General features: G+C 52.6%; 16 protein-coding genes. 5 read left to right on the top strand and 11 right to left on the bottom strand.

Annotation, left to right across the window (positions count from 1 at the left end):
- Positions 1-254: 254 nt before the first annotated feature.
- Together VA602_RS10390 and VA602_RS10385 are read left to right on the top strand one after the other, a co-directional pair.
- Complete coding sequence (locus VA602_RS10390) at positions 255-584, top strand: hypothetical protein (protein WP_323453172.1); 330 nt, start codon at positions 255-257, stop codon at positions 582-584.
- A gap of 485 nt (positions 585-1,069) precedes the next feature.
- Complete coding sequence (locus tag VA602_RS10385) at positions 1,070-1,294, top strand: hypothetical protein (protein ID WP_323453171.1); 225 nt, start codon at positions 1,070-1,072, stop codon at positions 1,292-1,294.
- A gap of 66 nt (positions 1,295-1,360) precedes the next feature.
- Here the strand turns inward: VA602_RS10385 and VA602_RS10380 are convergent, their stop codons facing one another.
- A complete protein-coding gene (locus tag VA602_RS10380; protein WP_323453170.1) occupies positions 1,361-5,326 on the bottom strand; it encodes a hypothetical protein in 3,966 nt (1,321 codons plus the stop codon).
- A gap of 694 nt (positions 5,327-6,020) precedes the next feature.
- Complete coding sequence (locus tag VA602_RS10375; RefSeq protein WP_280311873.1) at positions 6,021-6,248, bottom strand: hypothetical protein; 228 nt, start codon at positions 6,246-6,248, stop codon at positions 6,021-6,023.
- Positions 6,249-6,649: 401 nt separating this feature from the next.
- Between VA602_RS10375 and VA602_RS10370 the strand changes: the two genes are divergently transcribed.
- Positions 6,650-8,311 carry a hypothetical protein gene (locus VA602_RS10370; RefSeq protein WP_323453169.1) on the top strand — a complete coding sequence of 554 codons (1,662 nt, stop codon included), beginning with the start codon at positions 6,650-6,652 and terminating at the stop codon, positions 8,309-8,311.
- A 66-nt stretch (positions 8,312-8,377) separates the two neighbouring features.
- Here VA602_RS10370 and VA602_RS10365 read toward each other — a convergent pair whose 3' ends face one another.
- Entirely contained in the window at positions 8,378-8,668 is a 291-nt protein-coding gene (locus VA602_RS10365) for a hypothetical protein (protein ID WP_280311877.1), read from the bottom strand.
- Positions 8,669-9,628: 960 nt separating this feature from the next.
- On the opposite strand from VA602_RS10365, the gene VA602_RS10360 reads away from it, so the two are divergent.
- Positions 9,629-10,708: a PIN domain-containing protein gene (locus VA602_RS10360; RefSeq protein ID WP_280311879.1), complete on the top strand. Its 1,080-nt coding sequence runs from the start codon at positions 9,629-9,631 to the stop codon at positions 10,706-10,708.
- A 110-nt stretch (positions 10,709-10,818) separates the two neighbouring features.
- Here VA602_RS10360 and VA602_RS10355 read toward each other — a convergent pair whose 3' ends face one another.
- The 8 genes from VA602_RS10355 to VA602_RS10320 form a co-directional block, all read right to left on the bottom strand.
- Positions 10,819-12,666: a P-loop NTPase fold protein gene (locus VA602_RS10355; RefSeq protein ID WP_280311880.1), complete on the bottom strand. Its 1,848-nt coding sequence runs from the start codon at positions 12,664-12,666 to the stop codon at positions 10,819-10,821.
- 4 nt (positions 12,667-12,670) lie between these two features.
- The gene (locus VA602_RS10350) at positions 12,671-12,958 is read right to left on the bottom strand and encodes a hypothetical protein (protein ID WP_280311881.1); all 288 of its coding nucleotides are present in this window, start codon (positions 12,956-12,958) and stop codon (positions 12,671-12,673) included.
- Between the two features lie 225 nt (positions 12,959-13,183).
- Positions 13,184-13,591: a hypothetical protein gene (locus VA602_RS10345; protein WP_280337090.1), complete on the bottom strand. Its 408-nt coding sequence runs from the start codon at positions 13,589-13,591 to the stop codon at positions 13,184-13,186.
- Positions 13,592-13,995: 404 nt separating this feature from the next.
- Positions 13,996-15,651 (bottom strand): AAA family ATPase, encoded by a 1,656-nt coding sequence (locus VA602_RS10340; RefSeq protein ID WP_280311884.1) that lies wholly within the window; start codon positions 15,649-15,651, stop codon positions 13,996-13,998.
- 198 nt (positions 15,652-15,849) lie between these two features.
- Positions 15,850-16,449: a recombinase family protein gene (locus VA602_RS10335; RefSeq protein WP_280311885.1), complete on the bottom strand. Its 600-nt coding sequence runs from the start codon at positions 16,447-16,449 to the stop codon at positions 15,850-15,852.
- Between the two features lie 182 nt (positions 16,450-16,631).
- Positions 16,632-17,132 (bottom strand): hypothetical protein, encoded by a 501-nt coding sequence (locus tag VA602_RS10330; RefSeq protein WP_280311887.1) that lies wholly within the window; start codon positions 17,130-17,132, stop codon positions 16,632-16,634.
- 19 nt (positions 17,133-17,151) lie between these two features.
- The gene (locus VA602_RS10325) at positions 17,152-17,811 is read right to left on the bottom strand and encodes a hypothetical protein (protein WP_280311888.1); all 660 of its coding nucleotides are present in this window, start codon (positions 17,809-17,811) and stop codon (positions 17,152-17,154) included.
- Positions 17,812-17,824: 13 nt separating this feature from the next.
- Positions 17,825-18,217 carry a hypothetical protein gene (locus tag VA602_RS10320; RefSeq protein WP_280311889.1) on the bottom strand — a complete coding sequence of 131 codons (393 nt, stop codon included), beginning with the start codon at positions 18,215-18,217 and terminating at the stop codon, positions 17,825-17,827.
- Between the two features lie 181 nt (positions 18,218-18,398).
- On the opposite strand from VA602_RS10320, the gene VA602_RS10315 reads away from it, so the two are divergent.
- Positions 18,399-18,677 carry a helix-turn-helix domain-containing protein gene (locus VA602_RS10315; protein ID WP_212628236.1) on the top strand — a complete coding sequence of 93 codons (279 nt, stop codon included), beginning with the start codon at positions 18,399-18,401 and terminating at the stop codon, positions 18,675-18,677.
- Positions 18,678-18,847: the final 170 nt, after the last annotated feature.

The following is an 18,847-nucleotide window of genomic DNA, read 5'->3' as shown; positions in this document are numbered from 1 at the left end:
TTGGCGGCAAGAGTATTGGCTGCGACCGGCGATGTTGAAACGGTGCGAGCGATCCTTGGGCATGCGTGCCTAGATCATAGCAAGGAGTACATGACCATCAGCCAGAAAACCGTCCAATAGGCTTATGAGGTACCCCTACACCAAATCGTATCTTGGCAGCTAATAATGGTCTTGACGGCCAGCTATCGAGCACTTATTGTCTCAATGCAGCATCTTATTAACGCCTTACGATATCCTTATTGGTGGCTTATTTTATGGAAAATTTTGATCTTCAATTTTTAAACGCTCGCCTTCACTCGTTCATTGACGCAAGCATCAGTCGAGTCGCACACCGGGGGTTTATGACCTACGATTTTCAAATTTCCGCCGAGGAAATCCGCCAAGCAACTGGTCGACAGCGCATGACACAGCAGCTAATACAAGGCTATGTCGGTTTTTTTGCACGTTACAACGTATCAGCTGAATATGATTCCACCTATGCGGCCTTCAGTGTCACGTTAGATCTGAATGTCTGCACTCTTACCCACCACCAAGCAGAATACCTGTCCGTTGCGATGGCGACTTATCGTTCAGAACACGGTTAAGTTGTCCGCCTGGACCTAAGACATCGCGCGGGTGTACGGGAAACGCCCAGAATGCTCAAGCCCCGCCGTCGAACGCTGGGCCGAGGCTGTAGGGGGGAAAACGATTAGCGGCGCCCAAGTCTCATCTCGGCAGGGAAATTTTCACATGTCTCAACCTCAACACACAGCACACCCCGGTGATGGCACATTTCTTGGCACCTTGGGAAGATTCGACCTTTATGTTCGCCCTCAAGGGCTCACAGCACCAACAGTGGTTGCGCGCTGGGGAAGTGGTGACAGATTTTACGAGTGGCCTGTAGATCGTGAGCCGCAGTCGACGATGCACCTTAGGACTTTCGACCATGCCGTCAGTCTTGGGCGTCAGAAGGGCTACTTGGACTGAAATAGGGAACCGCACCAGATACACCCTAGCCCCGGCCTGAATAACCAGGACCGACGATGTAGAAACTTGCCAATTTCGGCGATCAGATCCAGCGGGAAAACGTATGACTCTTTCGCACAATGATACTGAAAACGTTCGGCCAACACCTAGGGATGAGGATTGGAAGGCCGAGTTCGACCCTACCTATGACGATAAAACATCGGAAGGTGGCGTTTGGTATGGCAAGACCGATGACGAGATTGTTCTCATCCAAATCGAAGAATTCAATTGGGATGAGCATGAGGAAATCCATCGGAGATTAGATGATCTCGAAGGCGAGGACGAGTGAGGGAGGGACAGTCATGACGAAAAAGCCCCGGACGGTCCGGGGCTTTTTCAGTTCATCCGCCTGACCTCACCCGCGCATGACACGCCAGGCCGGCACATCATCGTTGGGCTTGTAGGTCAGATCGCTCTTGTCGGTCTTCTCCACCCCGATCGCCTTGAGCCAGGTGTCCAGGTCACCCGTGCTGATCTTGCCGTCGCGGCGATCGTTCTTCGCCAGGTTGTCGAGCTGATCGAAGAAGCCCTGGTTGTCGAGCAGGAAGCGCGCGGCCTTCTTCTCGGCGTCGCTGCCGTCACCATCGGCGATCTTTTCCAGATCCTTTCTGCTGACGATGTCATCCTTGCCGTTCCAGTCGTCCCAACGGTCGCGGATGGTATCGATGATGTCCTTGTGCTCATCGAAGAAACCGCGGCCGTAGCCATCCTCGTGGGCACCGACGATCTTGAGCCAGGTGTTGAGATCGTCGGTGCTCACCTTGCCATCCTGGCCACCCTTGCCCCACTGGGTATCGAGCTGATCGAAGAAGCCCTCGTGCTCGAGCAGGAATCGCGCCGCCGCTTTTTCCTGCTCGCTGCCGCCGCCCTCGGCGATCTTGTTCAGATCCTTCCGGCTGACGATGTCGTCCTTGCCGTTCCAGGCATCCCAATATTCACGGATGTCGTGGATCACTTCACGGTTGTCCTGGTAGAACGCCTTGTCGTAGGTGTTCAGGTGCTTGTCGTCGTCCAGGCGGTTGACCGACGAGCCGCCCTCCTGCGGCGTCTCCCTGAAGTGATCCCACTCGTCTTTCTGATAATCGAAGATGCTCTGCCCGTCAGGCGCATCGCGACCGTCGTATTCGTAGAAGCTGTAGCGGGCATATTCGAGCTTGTCGCCCCAGTCATCCTGGGTCAGGCCGATATCGGCGAGGTCCTTGAACCACTGACCTTCCTTGTCCGTGGCCTTCTGGCGCTTCTCGTGGTCGACGAAGATACCGATGATACCGGTGATCAGCCCAAGCCCGGCAGTCACCAGGAACAGCGGTCCGGTCACACCCGCCAGGGCGCCGATGTTGGCGACCAGACCAACCGTGCCGATCACCCCGGCACCGAAACCTGCCGCCCCACTGACCACCTGCAGCGCACCGTTGGCCTTGCCCAGGGCGCTGCCGCTCTTGATGGCGTCCTTGATCGCCAGGCCGCCGACAACGATGTCGGCAATGCTCAGCAGGTCCGGAGCCACGCCGAGCACTTTGGTCAGCGAGCCACCGATCTTCGCCGCAACGCCCGGCTTGACGGGTGGCTTGTCGGTGGTCGTGAGTGCGTCCTGGACGGTGCGGGTATCGATCACGCTCGGGGTCGACGGGGTGTTGCGGATGGACTCGTTGATCGGCTCGAGCGCGTCATCGATGACATCGGCCGGTGGCGGGGTGCGGTTGTCCAACTCGTACATCTCGTTGATGGATTCGCGATCCAGCTCGAAAGTGTCCGGGTGCGGGAGCTCCCCGCTACCCACCGAGGCACCACTGCCACGGTAGTTCTCGGGATCATTCCAGATCTGGTCGAAGGACTGGCGGCTCGGCGGCGTAAGATTGCGCGACTCGAAATACTCCACGACCCCTTCGTAGATCGAGGTGACGGTGTCGGAGGAGCTGATCGAGGGTGTGCGATGAGCCGAGTCCTGGACGCGCTCGGTGAACTCGAACACCGAATCGTCATCCGGCAGATCGCCCAAGCCATTGGCCGCACGGCGCTCGCTGATGCTGTCTCTGATGATCTCGTCGGTCAGTTCCACCCCCTGGTCCTGCGCCAGCTGCGACAGGGTCTGGTAGCGCGAGTAATCCGTAGGCGGCGTTCCGCCTGCGCGGGTGACGATGTCATCGAGCAATTCGCGGCTGCCGTTGTCCTCCAGCGAGCCGAGCCCCGAAGCTTCCCCGGACAGCCTGACCTCATCCAGCACGTCACCGCCGCCGCTGTTGTGCAGCGAGCCCAGCTCGATAAGGCTGCCGACCCGATCCGCCGCAGGCTCCGGCACCCCGGATATACCTTTGTCGTGCAGGGATTTCTCGATTCTCTTGCCGAGCGAGCTCTCTTTGCCCCAGATTTCCGGCAGGGTCTTGCTCAGCCCCAGCAACTTGGCGGTGTCGGTACCGGTCAACAGGTCGAAGACCTTGGTCTTTTCGAACTGCGCGCCAGCCCCGAGGAAGCCGATGAAATCGCGGGCGATGGCCAGACGCTCCAGCGGCTCGTCTGCCAACTGGCCGTTCTTCGCCGACAGCGCATAGATAGCACCGCCCAATGAGCCGAACGCCGAAACGCTGCCCAGTACGCCGTACTTGTTGAGCGTCCCTATCGCCTTGGTGAAGTCGTTGCTGCTGACATCCAGCGGCTTGTACTTGCCAGTGAGCTCTTCGTTGAACTTGTCCTGGGTGATCTCACCACTGTTCAGGCGCTCGGTGAGCTTGTTGAAGTCGTCGAGCTTGGTCTTGTCGTTGAGCAGCTCGTTGTAGAACTTCTCGATGCTGTCTGCGACCCGACGTGGAATGTCGGCCGACTTGAGGATCGTCTTGACCAGCGCGCCGAAGTCTTTGTAGGCCAACTCCTTGTATTCATCGGGAATCGCTCCCGGATCACCGAGCAGGGTGTCGATCTCGGCGACGATGCTGTTCTGCTGCAACTGGGCCTCGGCCTTGCGCGCGCGCTCAGGGTCGAGCATCTCGAGGCTTGAGGTGAGGCCGGCGACTTCGGCCTTGGCCTCGGACTCCATGCCGTTCTTCTTCAGATCGGCCAGGTATTTGACGTAGTCGGGGCTGGTCAGGGTGTCGTAGAGCTGGTCGGCCAGCTTGTCCTTGTCTTCGCTACTGACCTTCTTGATCGCTTCATCGAGTTCGGCCTGGTACTCCTTGCCGATCTTGTCCTTTTCGCCGTTGCCGTTGGTGAACAGCTCATTGAGCAACTTGTCCACGGAGTTGCCATTGAGGATGTCCTGCATGTCCTCCTTGCTCAGGGTTTCCCCGTCACCGAACTGCCGCCAGGTTTCGCCGCCGCGCGGATCCTCGATGTAAGGCGTGATGCTGTGCCCGCCCTCCATGGTCGCCTTGGCTTCGATGGCCTTGACCAGTTTGTAGACGTCGCTGTCCTTGTCCACCTTGCCGTCGTCGACCAGCTTCTTGTACTTGTCGAGCAGGTTCTTGGTGGCCAGTTCGACCACCGACATCGACTCCTTGTCGTCCTTGTCGGCCTTTTCACCGGTCTTCTTGTTGAGCAGGTCCAGGCTGTCGAGGTCGGGCAGGTCGTATTTGTCGCGCAGATCCTGGATCGAGCCCTCGCTCTTGTTGTAGTCGCTGCGCTTGGAGGCCACGCGATCGTACATTTCCTTGTTCTCGAACTCGGAGACGACGTATTTCTTGCCGTCCTTGGTCTCGAACTGGATCACGCCATTGCCGAACTCGTCCGGCCAGCCGAAGGTGGAAATATCGTGGTCGGCGACGTAGGTATCGGCGCCAGCGACTTCGCGGCCATCGTCGGCGCGCTTTTCCAGGGTGTAGCGCGACAGGGCCATGGGTTGCAACGAAGCGAAGAGCTCGGGTGTCAGGGCTTTCGACACCGTCACGGTTTCGCCGTCCTTGGTGGTGTAGGTGATGACCTCGGCTTTTTCCAGATCGCCCTTCCACTCGAACTGATCGTAGTCGCCCCACTTCTTCAATTCGGTATTGCGGTCGGCGATGGCATGATCGTCCTTCATCGCAGCGACCACCTGGGCCTTTTGCCCAGGCGATTTGTTCAGCTCGAAGAGATTGGCCAGGAACTTGTAGAGCTCGGGGTTTACCGAGCGCTCCACCACCACACCCTTGCCATCCAGCTCGTAGCGAATCTTGCCATCCAGTGCCGGCTCGACCTCGGTCTTGTCCACCGGCGGCCACTTCTCGTTGTCGGTGGCGGTACGGTCGTCGTTCGCTTTTGCATTCGCCTTGGCGTTGAGCACGACCCCATCGAATCGCTTGCCGTCGGTTTCGGATCTTTCGCTGGAGCTCGGGTTCAGTGGTTTCACGTTCACGGTGCGGTCCTCGCGTGGCGGTAGCGTTTGGCCAAGCCCTTTCGCAGATGCTTTCACGTTGTGCATCCGTGAGCGGGAGCTGTCCATCGTTAGCCCATGTGGCGTGAATTGCTGTGAAACGCTGAGAATCGATGTGAACGATGGGGAAATTGAAACATTTGTCGTTTTGGCGATGACGCGTCCTGTCTCTCACCTGTCCTGTGAAGAGGTAATAAAAAACCCGATGAATCAAAGACTCATCGGGTTTTTTATTACCGGGCTAGCCGATGCAACAGACGCGATCAAAAGGGGAAAGGATTCCTGAGAGACATCCTGTAAATTTTTTCGCCTTATCCCACAAGGGCCGGCTGTCAAATCATTGTAACATAACACCATAAAATGTAAAGAAAATCACACCACTCATCGGAAAATTTTACAACCCGAGGAGCGTTCAAACTGGCCTCCTACAAATTTGCAAACTGTCTGTAGAGTCGAACACCTCCACAGCCAACTCCTGCTTCGTCACCAATGCGGCATGGTCCGAGTCTCAACCAGTGCCACCATCGAAACGGCACGAATTCCTATCAGCTTGGCGAGCGCCCTGAGCGTTGAAAGGGATGGTGAGTTGTTCGAGCATCTCATGGGAAGACGAGTCGAATTTGATTTGATAGCCCGATTGTGAACGGCTAACCAACCGTCTACGTACCCACCAGACCTACTTTTCGTCGGTGATCGTCTCATCAGCGATAAGCTCTCTCAGCATTCCTCGCATTGCTTCTACATCGGTGGAATCTGCATCGACCTCAATGCTCAAGTCGATTGCTAGCTTCGCTAGGATACGAAGTTCAGCGTTGCTTACGGAATCTATGTGGTCCGCAAGCAAAGGATTTGCCGCAAGGATGATACGCCGTAACGCCTTTAGCCCCGAGTGGTCCGTGTCCATGGCCGGTTTCTCCAGATTTAGCCTGCTTAAGTTTAGCTAGCTGTTATGAGCCACAGGACGAGACCGGAATGTTTGAGACAGCCGGTAATGACGCAGAGATGGTTGACCTACGATCTAGCTATCGCTACCCGGCTATGCCGGGAGGAGCCCAGCGGATGCCTGGCATCGGCTCGATACAGAAAAGTCCCCTGAACGGCACAGAGCGCGTACACAATCACCTTCGTTTCTCTGATCTACGAAGAGTGTTGAGCGGCTATTGTGACATTTTCAACAAATAAGCAGCCCCTGCGCCTCTGAACCCCCCGAATTCCCTAGCCTGAGGCGTACGCGCTCGAAGAACGTACCGCACCTTGTTTACAAGGAGTATAAATAGCGCTGTGTGACATTCATCGAGAACGATCATGGCTGACAATGTGCTCATCGACCTTTTGAAGAAAAATGGTCCCATGCTAAGCAGCGATCTATCCAAGCTGCTTGAAACCAGCTGTGGGCTCACCCCTGAAGCGGCCAGGAAACGAGTCGAACGAGGCTGTGTTGGCATGACACGACTCAACCACATTATCTTCCCTCATCGAGCACGCTTCAGCTATCTGTGCGAGGACTACGGCTCTCCATTTTTCTTCGATAGCTTGATGGGGGCCCTGAAGAAAACACGGAGCACCTACTTCTCCGCATTACAGGCTCTCGCGCTTCGAGGAAACGTGATGCCCCGAACGCATTTTCTAATCGCCTGTGGTGCCCCTGTCGCCCAGAAAAAGCACATCGCAGCCGAAAGCCTGCTGGAGCGATTGATTAAGGCGACCCTCGTTAAGGAGGTAAACCTTCCTGGTGGGGAATGTTGCGTGGTTCGATGTGATCACCACCAAATGCTCGAAGTGACGTCCTTATGGGCAAAGATGAAAGGCAGACTGATCGCCGAGACGGTTACGCTTCTGGCGGTGAAGGATTGGTCGCGCAATTTGGGAATGGTCAGCTACGAGTCGGTGGCAACCCGTGAAGATGATTGCTCGAAAGGGCTGCCCAAGGTTGGGACCTTTAATTGGGACTTAGCGGGCCCCTCGTATCTATTTCCGATGCGAGAGTACACCAGCACCACCATCAAGCCTGGCTTCTTTGTATGCGACCTCGCCCTGAACGGCAGGGTGACAGCGGATCAACTGGCCGGTTTCGTCAACAAATGCGTCACGCTGCGAAACCTCAAAAAAGTAGGTAAATGCCTACAGGTGTTTGTCGCCGAAAGCTATGAAAGCGAGGCATTCGCTCTTCTCAAAGAAAAGGGAATCATTCCAGCAACAACTGAAAGCCTTTTTGGCCGTGATGTGGCATTGGCGCTCAAGAATCTCTGCACGGTACTGAGCGACACAGCGAAGCTCACCCAGAACCCTGAAGCTCTGGACAAGATCTTCAACGACCTTTCCCGAATTGAGGGCGCCGCATCAACACTACGCGGAAGCCTGTTCGAGTTTGCAGTTGCCCAAATCGCGAGGTCTACGTTCTTGGGATATCCCCAGGAGATGAACAGGATCGTCCGAGACTCTATTGGTGCTGAGGCAGAAATCGACGTTCTGGCTCACCGACCGAACCATGAGGTCATCTTCATCGAATGCAAAGGGATACATCCGATCAGTACCCTTAGTGACGATGAGGTGGAGAGATGGATCAACAAACGCATACCTGTCATCAGGGGCTTTGTGAAGGCGCATTCGGAGTGGACGAACATCTCCCAAAGATACGAGCTATGGACGAGCGGCAAACTGTCCGAAAACGCAATTGCGATGGTCAAGGATGCACAAATAAAGAACCCAAGAATCGAAATCCAGCTGCGAGATGCTGACTATGTCCTGGCTCAAGCGGTATCCAGCAACGAACCTGGCCTTCTGAAGACCTACCGCCAGCATTTTGTGACGCACCCAATGCAGGAATTTGAAGAAGCTCAAAAACGCCAGAGGCGTAAAGCCGAGAAAGCGAAGAACAGGTCAAAGGTTCCCGCTGTAGAGGCACCACCCCCTCCGCCTCAAACCTCTCCGCCAATTGAGCCCTATACGGGGTTCATGCATGGCTAGCTGCCCGAAGCTAAATGTTCCATCAGACACATACGCGAGTTGAGAGCAGATGGCTACTGATCCAAACTAAATCCGTGTCGTAGAAATCACCGTTACATAACGGTACTTTTTGCCGTACTTCTTCCGCGCTTCCATTTCGGCTACCAGTGCGCTCAACACTGGCGATTCGTAATGCACCACCTCGTAATCGCCTTCAAAAATGTTTGTGACATGAAGCTCTACGCGGAGCTTGGAGGAATACCCCGAAGGCGGCTTCTGCCGGGAAGCTGGGGCCATCGACTTGGGCGATTCGGCTATCGTGCTAGAGCCGCCGAAGAGCGCACGACGCATCTCTTCCTCAAGAGAATTAGTGCTCATTGAGACCTCTTTTATCTGATGACACGCAACCACTCGACAAGAACGGAGTAGCTGGTAGGAAGGAATATCGCTCGCTCTGGCTTGCGTATGAGCCCAGTCGAGGCTGGGTGTAGGAAATGTTCGACCAGGCTACTGAGCGTTGAGCGCCTACCGGCCTGTACGGAACTCTGCCGCGATGGAAATTTTTTTCACGCGCGCGCTTTTTATTTGAAATCAAAAAAAGCTATACCCCAGCTAACGCTGGGAAGAGAACCAGAGTTAGGTGTTCGCCTCACCGCCTCCAGCGGATTCAAGATCAAATGCAGTATAAAAAGGTTGTCAAGTTAAATCAATGAAAAATAAGGATTTTTTTTAAACCCCGTCGTTCCTTCCATCTCTGAGAGATGGGAAGAAGACATGTGGCAGAGTCATGGCCCTAGAAGGCCCAGCAAGGGCCATCAGCCAATGAATTGCCACTAAGGCGCCCCACCCTATATGGCGGCAGCCAAAAGCGCTTAAAGAGGGCCTGGGGGCGCCTCGTTCGCGATGCGTTCGTCTGACAGAACCACTCCTTCCAACGACGCGATTATTACCAGCACAGAGCCTTGGAGTTAACGGCTGAGCTGCTGAAGCTGGTAGCCAAGGTTTCTCAAGCTGTAAGGGTTACGGTCACGATAGAAGCGGCTTAAGCCGCTGACCAAGCCCTCAACATTCAACTCGCTCCACGGAGCGCTGCGGCTCTAAAAGCAGACTATCCGGACCGATGGCACATCACCCGATGGCTGCTGGGACCGCGTGCCGCGAAGGAGCCATGGATTGTTGGCTGCTGCCGTAGCCACTCCCGATCCTTGGTGTGCGAGGGTGCCCTTCGGAGATTGAGTCAGGCGAGGCTGGGAAACGGGCAGGACTACGAAAAGGCCATGTTGGCCAATGGCCATCCATTGGCTATAGTTTGCGCATCTATGCTGGGGAGCGACGGCAGTGAAGCTTGAGTCACGAATAGTCTTTCTTGATACAAATGTTTATATATCCAAGAACTATCAATTCCTCACACATAGCTTGGGCTCCATTAAGAAACTACGAGAGGCAGAGGAAATCCTGTTGATCGTCCCTGACGTCACAAACTCAGAGGTCAGATCTCACATATGTGCGGAGTCGGCCAAAGCCGCTTCCGCTTTAAAACATGTAAAAAAAGAGGCAATGGTAATCCGGAATTTACCGGCAGCACCTGCCCATGGAATATTTACGAATATCACTGCGGAACAGATTAAGCAGCATCTTATCGATAACTGGGAACATTTTTTGGGTGGCCCTGGAATCGAGCGAATAAGCGTAGATACAGTCGCTCCAAGCCGAGTCTTTACTCGATATTTCTCAGTTACTTCCCCTTTTGCCGCTGGCGGCAAAGAGAAAGAGTTCGCTGACGCATTTGTACTGGAGCGTCTAGCAGACTTGGTCAAGGAACGGCACCACCCGATCCATGTTATTAGCACTGACAAGGACCTGCAAAAATTCTGTGCCGAGGACAACGGACTGTTATTGAGTGAGTCCGTCGACGCATTTATAGATGCGGTAAACGTAAGCGTTTCAATCGAACCCGCAGCCTTCGCAGCAGAAGCCCTCGCCAAAATCAGAGATGATGTCATGAGCGTGGTAGAGAGTCGCTTGCCAGAGGTCGACTACGAAATCAAGTCTAGCGACTGGGATGCCGAACTAGAAGAAATCACCATCCGAAGCATCGACTTTGTAAGAGCTAATCTTGTCTATGTAGAGAGCGATCAATGCTTATATGAAATCGAGTATAACGTAACAATTGATACTGTCGAAACCATAAAAGACTATGATCGCAGCCCATTCGATCACGAGGATGATAGCTACCCGTTCGTCCTAGAAACCTTGGTTGAACGAACCTTTGAAAAAATCATCCCTATAGAAACGATGATTTTCTACCAAGACAAATTGCTTGACACAGTGAGCTTCGATATTGACATGCCATATGGAGTGCAACTATCGAACCCTCTCGAAGAATCAAGGAAGGAACTGGACATTAATGGCGATTAATCTCCTATTAAATTACGCCATTCCGGAACACTGGCGCTGTGCTAACCGATGACGCGTAACCGCTTGCGCGAGCGGCGAACTTCAAGTTCGCCTGCATTACCCAGCGGGACTCAATCGCCTGGCAAGGAACGACCGATTCCCTCAGCTATTTTCCCAAAGTAGTACTTAACCCGCTGTCGTAGCATTCCCCCAAAGGGAGCGACCTCTGCATCAACTATCACCAGAAGCTGCTTTCTTAATTCGTCAGTCCAGTCATATTCGTCCAAAAGTGCGTTTCGAACAGGGTGGTCGTGCTCGAAACGTTTAATCAGACTCGCAAAAAGATGGTCGTTCGAACATGAGTCTGTGATGAGCAGGGTAGCGAAGTCAGCGGCCTCAATGTGGTGAAGGAAGGCGACACCGCCGTAATTACCATCCTCTAAGCCGTATTCGTACAGTGAGGTGTAGCTACTGGGATCATCTCTCAAGCGAGCAATATAGCAATCTGCAACCTGTGCCATGCGCCTACGCCCCATTTCCTCACACGCAAGCTTGACCACCGAGTAAATCGCTTGGAATTCTGGGCTGCTGAACGATGAATAGCCGAGCCCAGCTGCGCCCGTGCCATCAAACCCAAATGCGCCTTTGTTGGGCTTCAGGGTATTTTGCTCAAGCTGCTTAGAGACGTAGCCAGCGAAATAGGACACGACCTCCACTCCTTGGCCAAGCAGCGGATCGCCATATTCTCGCAACGTCAGGATGATGCCTGCGCTGTGCAGGATCTCACCAGGATGGTTGTACCTTCCCTCGGCCAACGCTCTTACCAGCGCGGGGGCGGCAATGTCGTACTCCGTTTTTGACAGCTGAGTCCAATTCCATAGCAGCCTCCACGCAGGAACCTCAGCATGACCAACTACCTCCGGATGGCGGGCAAGGATGTCATTTATCTCCGACACCTCTATATTCCCGGTGAAGAACAGTTCGCTAAGGTGCTTCGGACCGATGATAGGGTCCGTCCATTGCACATCAGGATATCGGCTCGCCAGCAGCTCAAACGGCTGCTCCCCCGCCCCTTTTGCACCTTGAGCGCCAATGCGTGCAACGGCAAATCGGGTAGTCGGAAGATTTTGAAGGGTTTCCTTGGTTAATGTGCCGGTTCGCGACTCACTACCCGTGGCGATCATATATAGCAAAAGCTGCTTCAGAGCCTCAGGCTTCCCCTTTAGGCGCGGGTCAACGGCCTCGATCAGGCGCTCATAGTCACCAAGCACGGCACGCAGATTTCGAAAATTCGGCTTACCCGAAGCAGTGAATGTGCTCAGCAACGCCGACTGCTCACGCTCAACAACCTCCCGAGCAGTGCTCGAACTCAGACCTGCTCGGAGTTTTTCCAGGACCTCCCCCGGATCAGCCTTGACCGTGATCGTCTTGCCAATCAGCTTTTCTTTCTGCCTCGCGTACTCGTCACGCTGGCCATCGGGTATTTCTTCCTCGTTGACCAAAATGATGACTTTGAGGCGCTCATGCTCGACAAGTGTGTTGATGAATCCCATCACATCGGGAATCTTCATGGAGCACCGCTCCAAATCATCAATGACCAGAACCTTGCCTTCCAGCTTCAAAACCAGGTCCTGAAAAATCTGGCCACTATTCTTCGCCCCGGCGAATTTCTCCGCCAGGCTGCCTGCGATGGTGCCTATGAGCCGCGAGGCCTTTGAGGTCAGGTGGGGGTGAAGCTGCGCAAAGAACTGATCATTGATCGCGGAAGTGGACGTGATGCCGTACAGGCTTGCGTACAAGTAACACATACCTTCGTCACTAGACGTCCTCCTGGAACGCTCCTCAAGATACTTCTTAATGAAGTGGGTCTTTCCCGCCCCCCACGGTGCGCTCAGCATTACGGCATATTCAGCCTCGACCGCGTCGTCCAAGTAATAATCGAGGAACCGCGCTGCTTCAAGAACGTAGCTCTTTCCCATTCGCTTAAAACTCTGGCTGGACAGGGAGTGGATCTGGATCTTCACCCCTTTGGAGAGCGTTCGATTTCAGATCACATGCGAGGAAAGTATCTGCGATGACATGGCAATCCTCTAGACCGGCGATGATGAGCCTCAATTCCCCCTCCGGCATATCCGTCTCGATTTCCACTTCGACATCCGGGAAGTGCTGGTCTGGCAGAATGATCAGCCGCTGGAGAGGCCGCATACCTGGAGCCAGCACGAATTCAAAGACGTCTTGGATGGCATCTGCACGAAAAGAGAAGCAGGTCATTATTTACTCAACGAGTGGGAATTGCTGGGCTGTACGAAAAACACAACCCTCATGGGGTACGCTCACTCTAACATCACCTTGCCGAGAGAGCGCACCCAAGAACCCGGCACCCGCTGGGCAAATCCAGCAGCTTCTGCTGCTGGTCTTCAGTACCTAGGTCATGGTGCTTACAGATTGCACACTCCCTAGCCTTCAGGTCGCTACCTCCTGAGGTGCCGCTGGGGTTTACTTCAAGATCTTCGGCGTGAGAATGCTACTCAGCTGTATCTCGCTGACTTCGAGCAGTCCTCTCAGGCAAGACGCTGCCCAACCATAGCCCTGATTAGCCGACTCCATAATTTCCAGCTCGGTTTGTATCACCGGCTTCCAATCCACCAGCTTCTTCGCTGCTACACGGACGGCCACGGTACTGATCTGCACTTGAGTCGCAAGCTTGAAGGCTCGCGCATCTACACACATTTTTATATGGGCAGAGATGCGCCTCTGTTCGGGAACACTGAACGCTGACTCATTAAACCCAAGCTCGAACTGCGTTACCGAGCCCGCAGTATCGAATCGGGTTACGAGTTTCAATTTGCCCAATATCACATTATCAAACATTGGATGCAAAAGTTGGTAACCTACTCCATTCACGTGCTTACTTCCTCGCCTTTGATTGCACGAGATGCACGATGGTATTAGATTCCAGCTAAACACAGAAAATTCAGGAAAAGGCATTTTTGGCAGATAATGCTCTACCGTCCCAACCATTGAACTCCCACACATCGGACAAGACCAAATCAAGACATCCCTGAGTTTTGGAATCCAATCGAGCCCATATTTTTTTGCCCCACCATCGTATGCCTTATGCAAGCAAACTGTCTGCCCTAAAGACAATCCCACCGCCTTTAACTGTGGAGATCCGGCGCAGTTCACATAGGCCTTATAAGCATTTTCAATCACTGGAAAGCACCCGTACAGAAAGGGTATGCCTGTAGTCAATGCGTCGAGAGTGGCCAAATCGTCAATAACACTAGAGTGACTGAACGAACGCATAGTCAATCAAACTCCCTAGGTTTGCTCATGCGATCTTTTATTTCCATCAACATATCAATGTTGAAAATGTCTTGATAGGCCGCGACAACCTGCTCAAAGGACATATTAGTTTTAGCAATTGTCTCTGTGACCTTTCGATGATAAGCGTCAACGGTGCTATCACCAAATACGGCCAAAGAAATCTCCGCTACATTTGCCCCTAGCGTTTGAAGATATGGCCTGCTGATAGAGGCTGTTTGACCGGTACGTTCCAGAATATGTACGCAGTGAGTAGGGACTTCGCGCACGACATACGCCGAATGAGTCGCGACAATTGCGAGCGATGAAGTTCGCTCTAATATCTTGTACAGAAACATCATATAGTCAGATACAAGATTAGGATGCAGATAGGTCTCCGGCTCATCAATCAGCAGCAAAGTACCATATCCCGCCAAAGTTAGAAAATGCAGGGCGAAGTGAAACATGCTGCGCTGACCGCTGCTGAGTTCTATTACCAGCCTTGTATCTAAAGTTAAAAAACTTGGCTCTCGCTCTGTATCGATTGTTCCCAATATATCTAAGAAGCGCTGCTCCCCAGTCATCTGACTGGTAAAGCTCCAATTTCTACCGTCGCCGTCTTTTACACAGCAGTAATCAGGACAGTCTGCCGTGACAGGTATTGCTAGCAAATGCATCGGCATGATGCCCGATAGAGCGTCTGTTAAAATTTTACTTTTTGACTGATCAAACTTACTATCTGTATCGCGCAACAGTGTAACTAGGAGATAGGAGAGATTCTGATAGAACTGCTTGCTCTCTTTTTTGGCTGTCGTATTAAATGCATGATACTCGAATGCGCCCATGGTACTGAAGCGCGGCAAAGGTGATGAAGGGTCGGAAAAATAAGACACAACGCGATTGAATCTAAATCCCCCATCGGCATTAAACGAGGCACCATCAAACTGGCTAAGTACTTTATTCTCTGAGGAGATGAGTACCGGCGGACAACTATGAGCCGCATTGGAAGTAGACGCGAGCGTCACTGCGAGGCGAGCGAGAAGATTGGTTTTTCCTGTCCCGTTTACACCTATAAGACAGTGTACCCTGTCATCAAAGTACTGATGATGGCGATAGCTGACATCAAGGGTTACAGAGTTGAGCACACCAGGAAGGCCAGTCGAGAAACTGAACGCGACCTTGGCGTCGCCCATTGGAGGCTGTATATATGCGCCGCCATATCCGTTTATCAAAGATAGATATGCGTTATGACTTCGCAGAACGCCCAACCTAAAAGGCTCTGTTTGGATTATATGCTCATATTTCCCCGCACCTATATAGCGATCATACGACACATCATGCAGAGCCGTGAGCAGGTAATTCATCCTATCAAAAGGCATTTTTTTAGCTAGATGCTTGTATTGATCCGGATTTGCTAAAAGGCTTACAAAGAAATAGAGATCTCCATCAGGGGCATGTGAAAGATAAGAGAATGGCTTGATCTCCTTGACATTAACCGGGAGTAGGTACGCACTGAGGAATATCCACTCACCTGCGTAACTGAAATACACAGTTGCATGATAGTTATAGGTAAAATCATTCCAGTTAGGCTTTGAGCTACTTACTTCTAGCCATTCACCAAAGCCATCGGGAGCATCCTCAAGCTTAATTTTCCATGACATGCCTATCTCCTTGCAGACACGAGCCACTAGCAACCGTACTGGTCGGGATACTAGCACTTTGGCATTCAGGAATGGCGCACGCTTCGGATGAGCGATTGAGGCTTTGGAATCCGTAGTCGGCCCAGGGGGTCCATCAGGCTTGGCTCAATGCAACACAGGAAGGCACCTAGTGGGCCCTGGGTAGATCAGCCGGAACGGCTAATCGTAAACCTCTCTCGCGCACTCAACCCGAGTGGGTAGCTCGGGCATCGAGCGATTGAGGGACCTATACAGCGTCGAACGGTGCACACCGAGTAGGGACGCAATCTGCGACACCGGCTTACCATCCCCCACCAGTTGCATCGCGTGCTCAATCTGTTGGGCATTGAGGGAATGCTTAGGTCCGAATTTCACGCCTCTACGCATCGCCGCCTCTCGGCCCGTGCGGGTGCGATCAATAATGAGGGAACGCTCAAATGAAGCGATCCCGGCGAATATCGTCAGGATCATCTGACCCGCCGAGGTCGTGGTATCTAGCCAGGGCTCAGCAAGGGATCGCAGACCTGCGCCAACCTCATTTAAACGCTCTGCTATTGAAAGAAGATCAAGCGTCGATCTCGCAAGGCGGTCTAGTCGAGTAATCACCAGCACATCTCCCTCCCGGAGATGATCAAGCAGCCTGACTAGCTGAGGCCTGTCAATCTTAGCTCCACTGATCTTCTCCTCGAAAATCCGGGAACACCCGACCGAAATTAGCATCTCCCTTTGAATTTCAAGTTCCTGGCCTGTTGTCGATACTCTGGCGTAGCCAATGTTCAATTTATCACTCCTCACATGTCGCAATTATCGATTTTAGAATAGCACAACTTGCGACTAATTTACGCGACACCAGAAACCTAGAAACTTTGGACTAGGTACGAATGTCGCGTATCTTAAGACTTATGCGACACCTTTCCAAAAGTTGAAGACCAGAGACACAAGAGAGTGTGAGGAGTCCACGCCTACCTGCCGAACTTGTACTCATAATCAGTCGTAACCGGTATATCCTCAAGAAGCTCATCCAGCGCTAATGCGAGACGTGGCTCATCAAAAATCTCAAGCTCGGTAAAGCTCACCGCAACTGCAATCCGTAACTGCTCCGGTGTCAAGGTGTTCGGATCAAAAGCCCAGACCTGAAGCTTAATCACTGACGTGTCACGAAAATGAAACTCGTCAACGAATGTTGCCCCGCTTTCCACAGACTTCCACTGAGTGATATTGATCCCGTAGGTTTTCTGAGGCTGATCAGCAAGCATTGTGAATTTATCAAGATAGCTGTCCCCGACCTCGACCAACCCATCAATCGAGAAGTCTCTCACATACAAATCCTTGAGCCTTGGAGAGGACACCATGGAGCGGAGCAGAAAGATTGGGTATCCGAATTTAATCCTGGACCTTTCCGCCAGCAAAACCTTGATCTTATCAAGCAGGTGCTCATCTGTAACAGCCATGATACGAAACATGCTTCAGTCTCCCCTATGTTTATAAAGCATATTTTTTGCTGATATAGCTTCGAAGCCAGTCATATTCCATCGGCGAAGTCATATCGATTGGCCGCCGCGCACCCAATTCCACGATGCTAGTGAGCAGCCACAAATTCGACGCACTCGCATCATTTTTATGGATGCGAGCTGCGACCTGCATGATAGATGCCTGACGTTTTGTGGATTCCAGCTGTTCAGCTTCGACAGACTTAAGGTAATCTCCACCTACGTCATAGAGGACGACCCTTTCATTGTTGATCCAGTCTCCAGGTTGATCGGAATAGACTTCTACCGGCCCATTTCTCCAGATAGTGTAGATGTGATTTATATTCGCGCAGCCAGGATACACGTCGGCTACTTCCTCTATCTTCAAAAGCAAATGCTGTTCACGGCGCTCGCTAAGATTCATATGCCCTGGCGTATTCAGGTAGATGCTTGAGATCGAGGTTGATTGAAGCTTTGCGGAAAGCAAGAGCTGAAGTTCAGCGACATCACCGATCAACAGCATGTGCTCACCAACTGGCTCATCATCCTGCCACTCAACTTTCGTAATATAGAACCATTCGATATTGAGCGAGTGAAATACAAACCTCCACTCTGGCGCTTCATGCTCATCAAATAGGTTCATAACGCGAGCACCCATCATTGTATGAAACATACTGCCTCCAGAATTAAACTCGCGACTCAAACTCGCTGATGCACGCCTGACATACTGTTTTAATCCACCCGCCCTTCAACCGCTGCTTTACCCCCGGAGCACCACAGTTCTCACATACAATTGCAGAGAAAGCCTCCGCCATATCAATTGCCGCATTGATGTATTCATCACCACCCGAATAATAAATGCGGAGATCACCAAACTTTTCTTTCACCTGCTTAAAAACTACTTGCTCGATTTTCTGGTGATCTACGTGCGCCTGAACACGCTCGCATAGTGCTTCCAACAGCCCAAACCATCCGCTCCCGCACTCTATCCCCCAGTAATGGACTCCCAACGGGTTTTCTCGGGACTGGGCAAAAATCATGGGATAATTTTTAATAAAGTCCTCACTGGCGTTTATCATATTTACACTCTCCAGTTATTAAAATTTGGATGCAGGTCGCCGTCCCGGAAGCTCAGTAAATTGAGCACGTCCAAGATTCGGAAAAAGTCGAAGAAGCCGAAAATTCAGCAAGCGGCAGGATACTGCCTGTTCCTGCGAGCTGGCAATAGGTTCAATGCTTCCTTTTAGCCATCCAAGCGCTATGAACTATAAATTGGCATTTGGGGCTGTCTTCCGGCGACTTCGCCATCAGAGGGGGCTGACCCAAGAGCAATTCGAACCTGCGGCGACGGCCCGGTATGTGAGGAATCTCGAAAAGGGCGAATACTCGCCGTCGCTCAGCACATTTCGTGCGCTGTGCGATGTTTTGGAGGTCTCTCCAGTGACGCTGGCCTGCTTGGTCGAAGCCGAATTTATCGGTGGGGAAGCCAGGCTTCTGCTCAACGAAGCAGCGAAGGAGCTGAGAGAGGTTGACGAGTAAGTCATCCCTCCAGTCGTAGAGCGGATCAGCATAGGAGCCGCTCAGAGCGGTTTCTATAATCGATCTATAATCGCCTATAAAGTCCTATAAGCCGCATGAAATGCGGGTCTCAGTCAGCCCTTATCTCTCTCCGCTCATTGCTCAAGACCTGACCTGAAGACCTTTAGGCG

Origin of the sequence: Pseudomonas machongensis, from assembly GCF_034961125.1 — a bacterium.
GTDB classification, from domain to species: domain Bacteria; phylum Pseudomonadota; class Gammaproteobacteria; order Pseudomonadales; family Pseudomonadaceae; genus Aquipseudomonas; species Aquipseudomonas machongensis.
Note: the sequence above shows the minus strand (reverse complement) of the source record. Positions and strands in the feature narration are given on the sequence as shown.

Bases quoted from the DNA above. Each gene is read 5' to 3' on its own strand.
- VA602_RS10375 (WP_280311873.1), bottom strand. From the start codon at position 6,248: ATGGACACGGACCACTCGGGGCTAAAGGCGTTACGGCGTATCATCCTT.
- VA602_RS10390 (WP_323453172.1), top strand. From the start codon at position 255: ATGGAAAATTTTGATCTTCAATTTTTAAACGCTCGCCTTCACTCGTTC.
- VA602_RS10340 (WP_280311884.1), bottom strand. From the start codon at position 15,651: ATGTCATGGAAAATTAAGCTTGAGGATGCTCCCGATGGCTTTGGTGAA.
- VA602_RS10365 (WP_280311877.1), bottom strand. From the start codon at position 8,668: ATGAGCACTAATTCTCTTGAGGAAGAGATGCGTCGTGCGCTCTTCGGC.
- VA602_RS10325 (WP_280311888.1), bottom strand. From the start codon at position 17,811: ATGTTTCATACAATGATGGGTGCTCGCGTTATGAACCTATTTGATGAG.
- VA602_RS10385 (WP_323453171.1), top strand. From the start codon at position 1,070: ATGACTCTTTCGCACAATGATACTGAAAACGTTCGGCCAACACCTAGG.
- VA602_RS10370 (WP_323453169.1), top strand. From the start codon at position 6,650: ATGGCTGACAATGTGCTCATCGACCTTTTGAAGAAAAATGGTCCCATG.
- VA602_RS10315 (WP_212628236.1), top strand. From the start codon at position 18,399: ATGAACTATAAATTGGCATTTGGGGCTGTCTTCCGGCGACTTCGCCAT.
- VA602_RS10355 (WP_280311880.1), bottom strand. From the start codon at position 12,666: ATGGGAAAGAGCTACGTTCTTGAAGCAGCGCGGTTCCTCGATTATTAC.
- VA602_RS10350 (WP_280311881.1), bottom strand. From the start codon at position 12,958: ATGACCTGCTTCTCTTTTCGTGCAGATGCCATCCAAGACGTCTTTGAA.
- VA602_RS10330 (WP_280311887.1), bottom strand. From the start codon at position 17,132: ATGTTTCGTATCATGGCTGTTACAGATGAGCACCTGCTTGATAAGATC.
- VA602_RS10320 (WP_280311889.1), bottom strand. From the start codon at position 18,217: ATGATAAACGCCAGTGAGGACTTTATTAAAAATTATCCCATGATTTTT.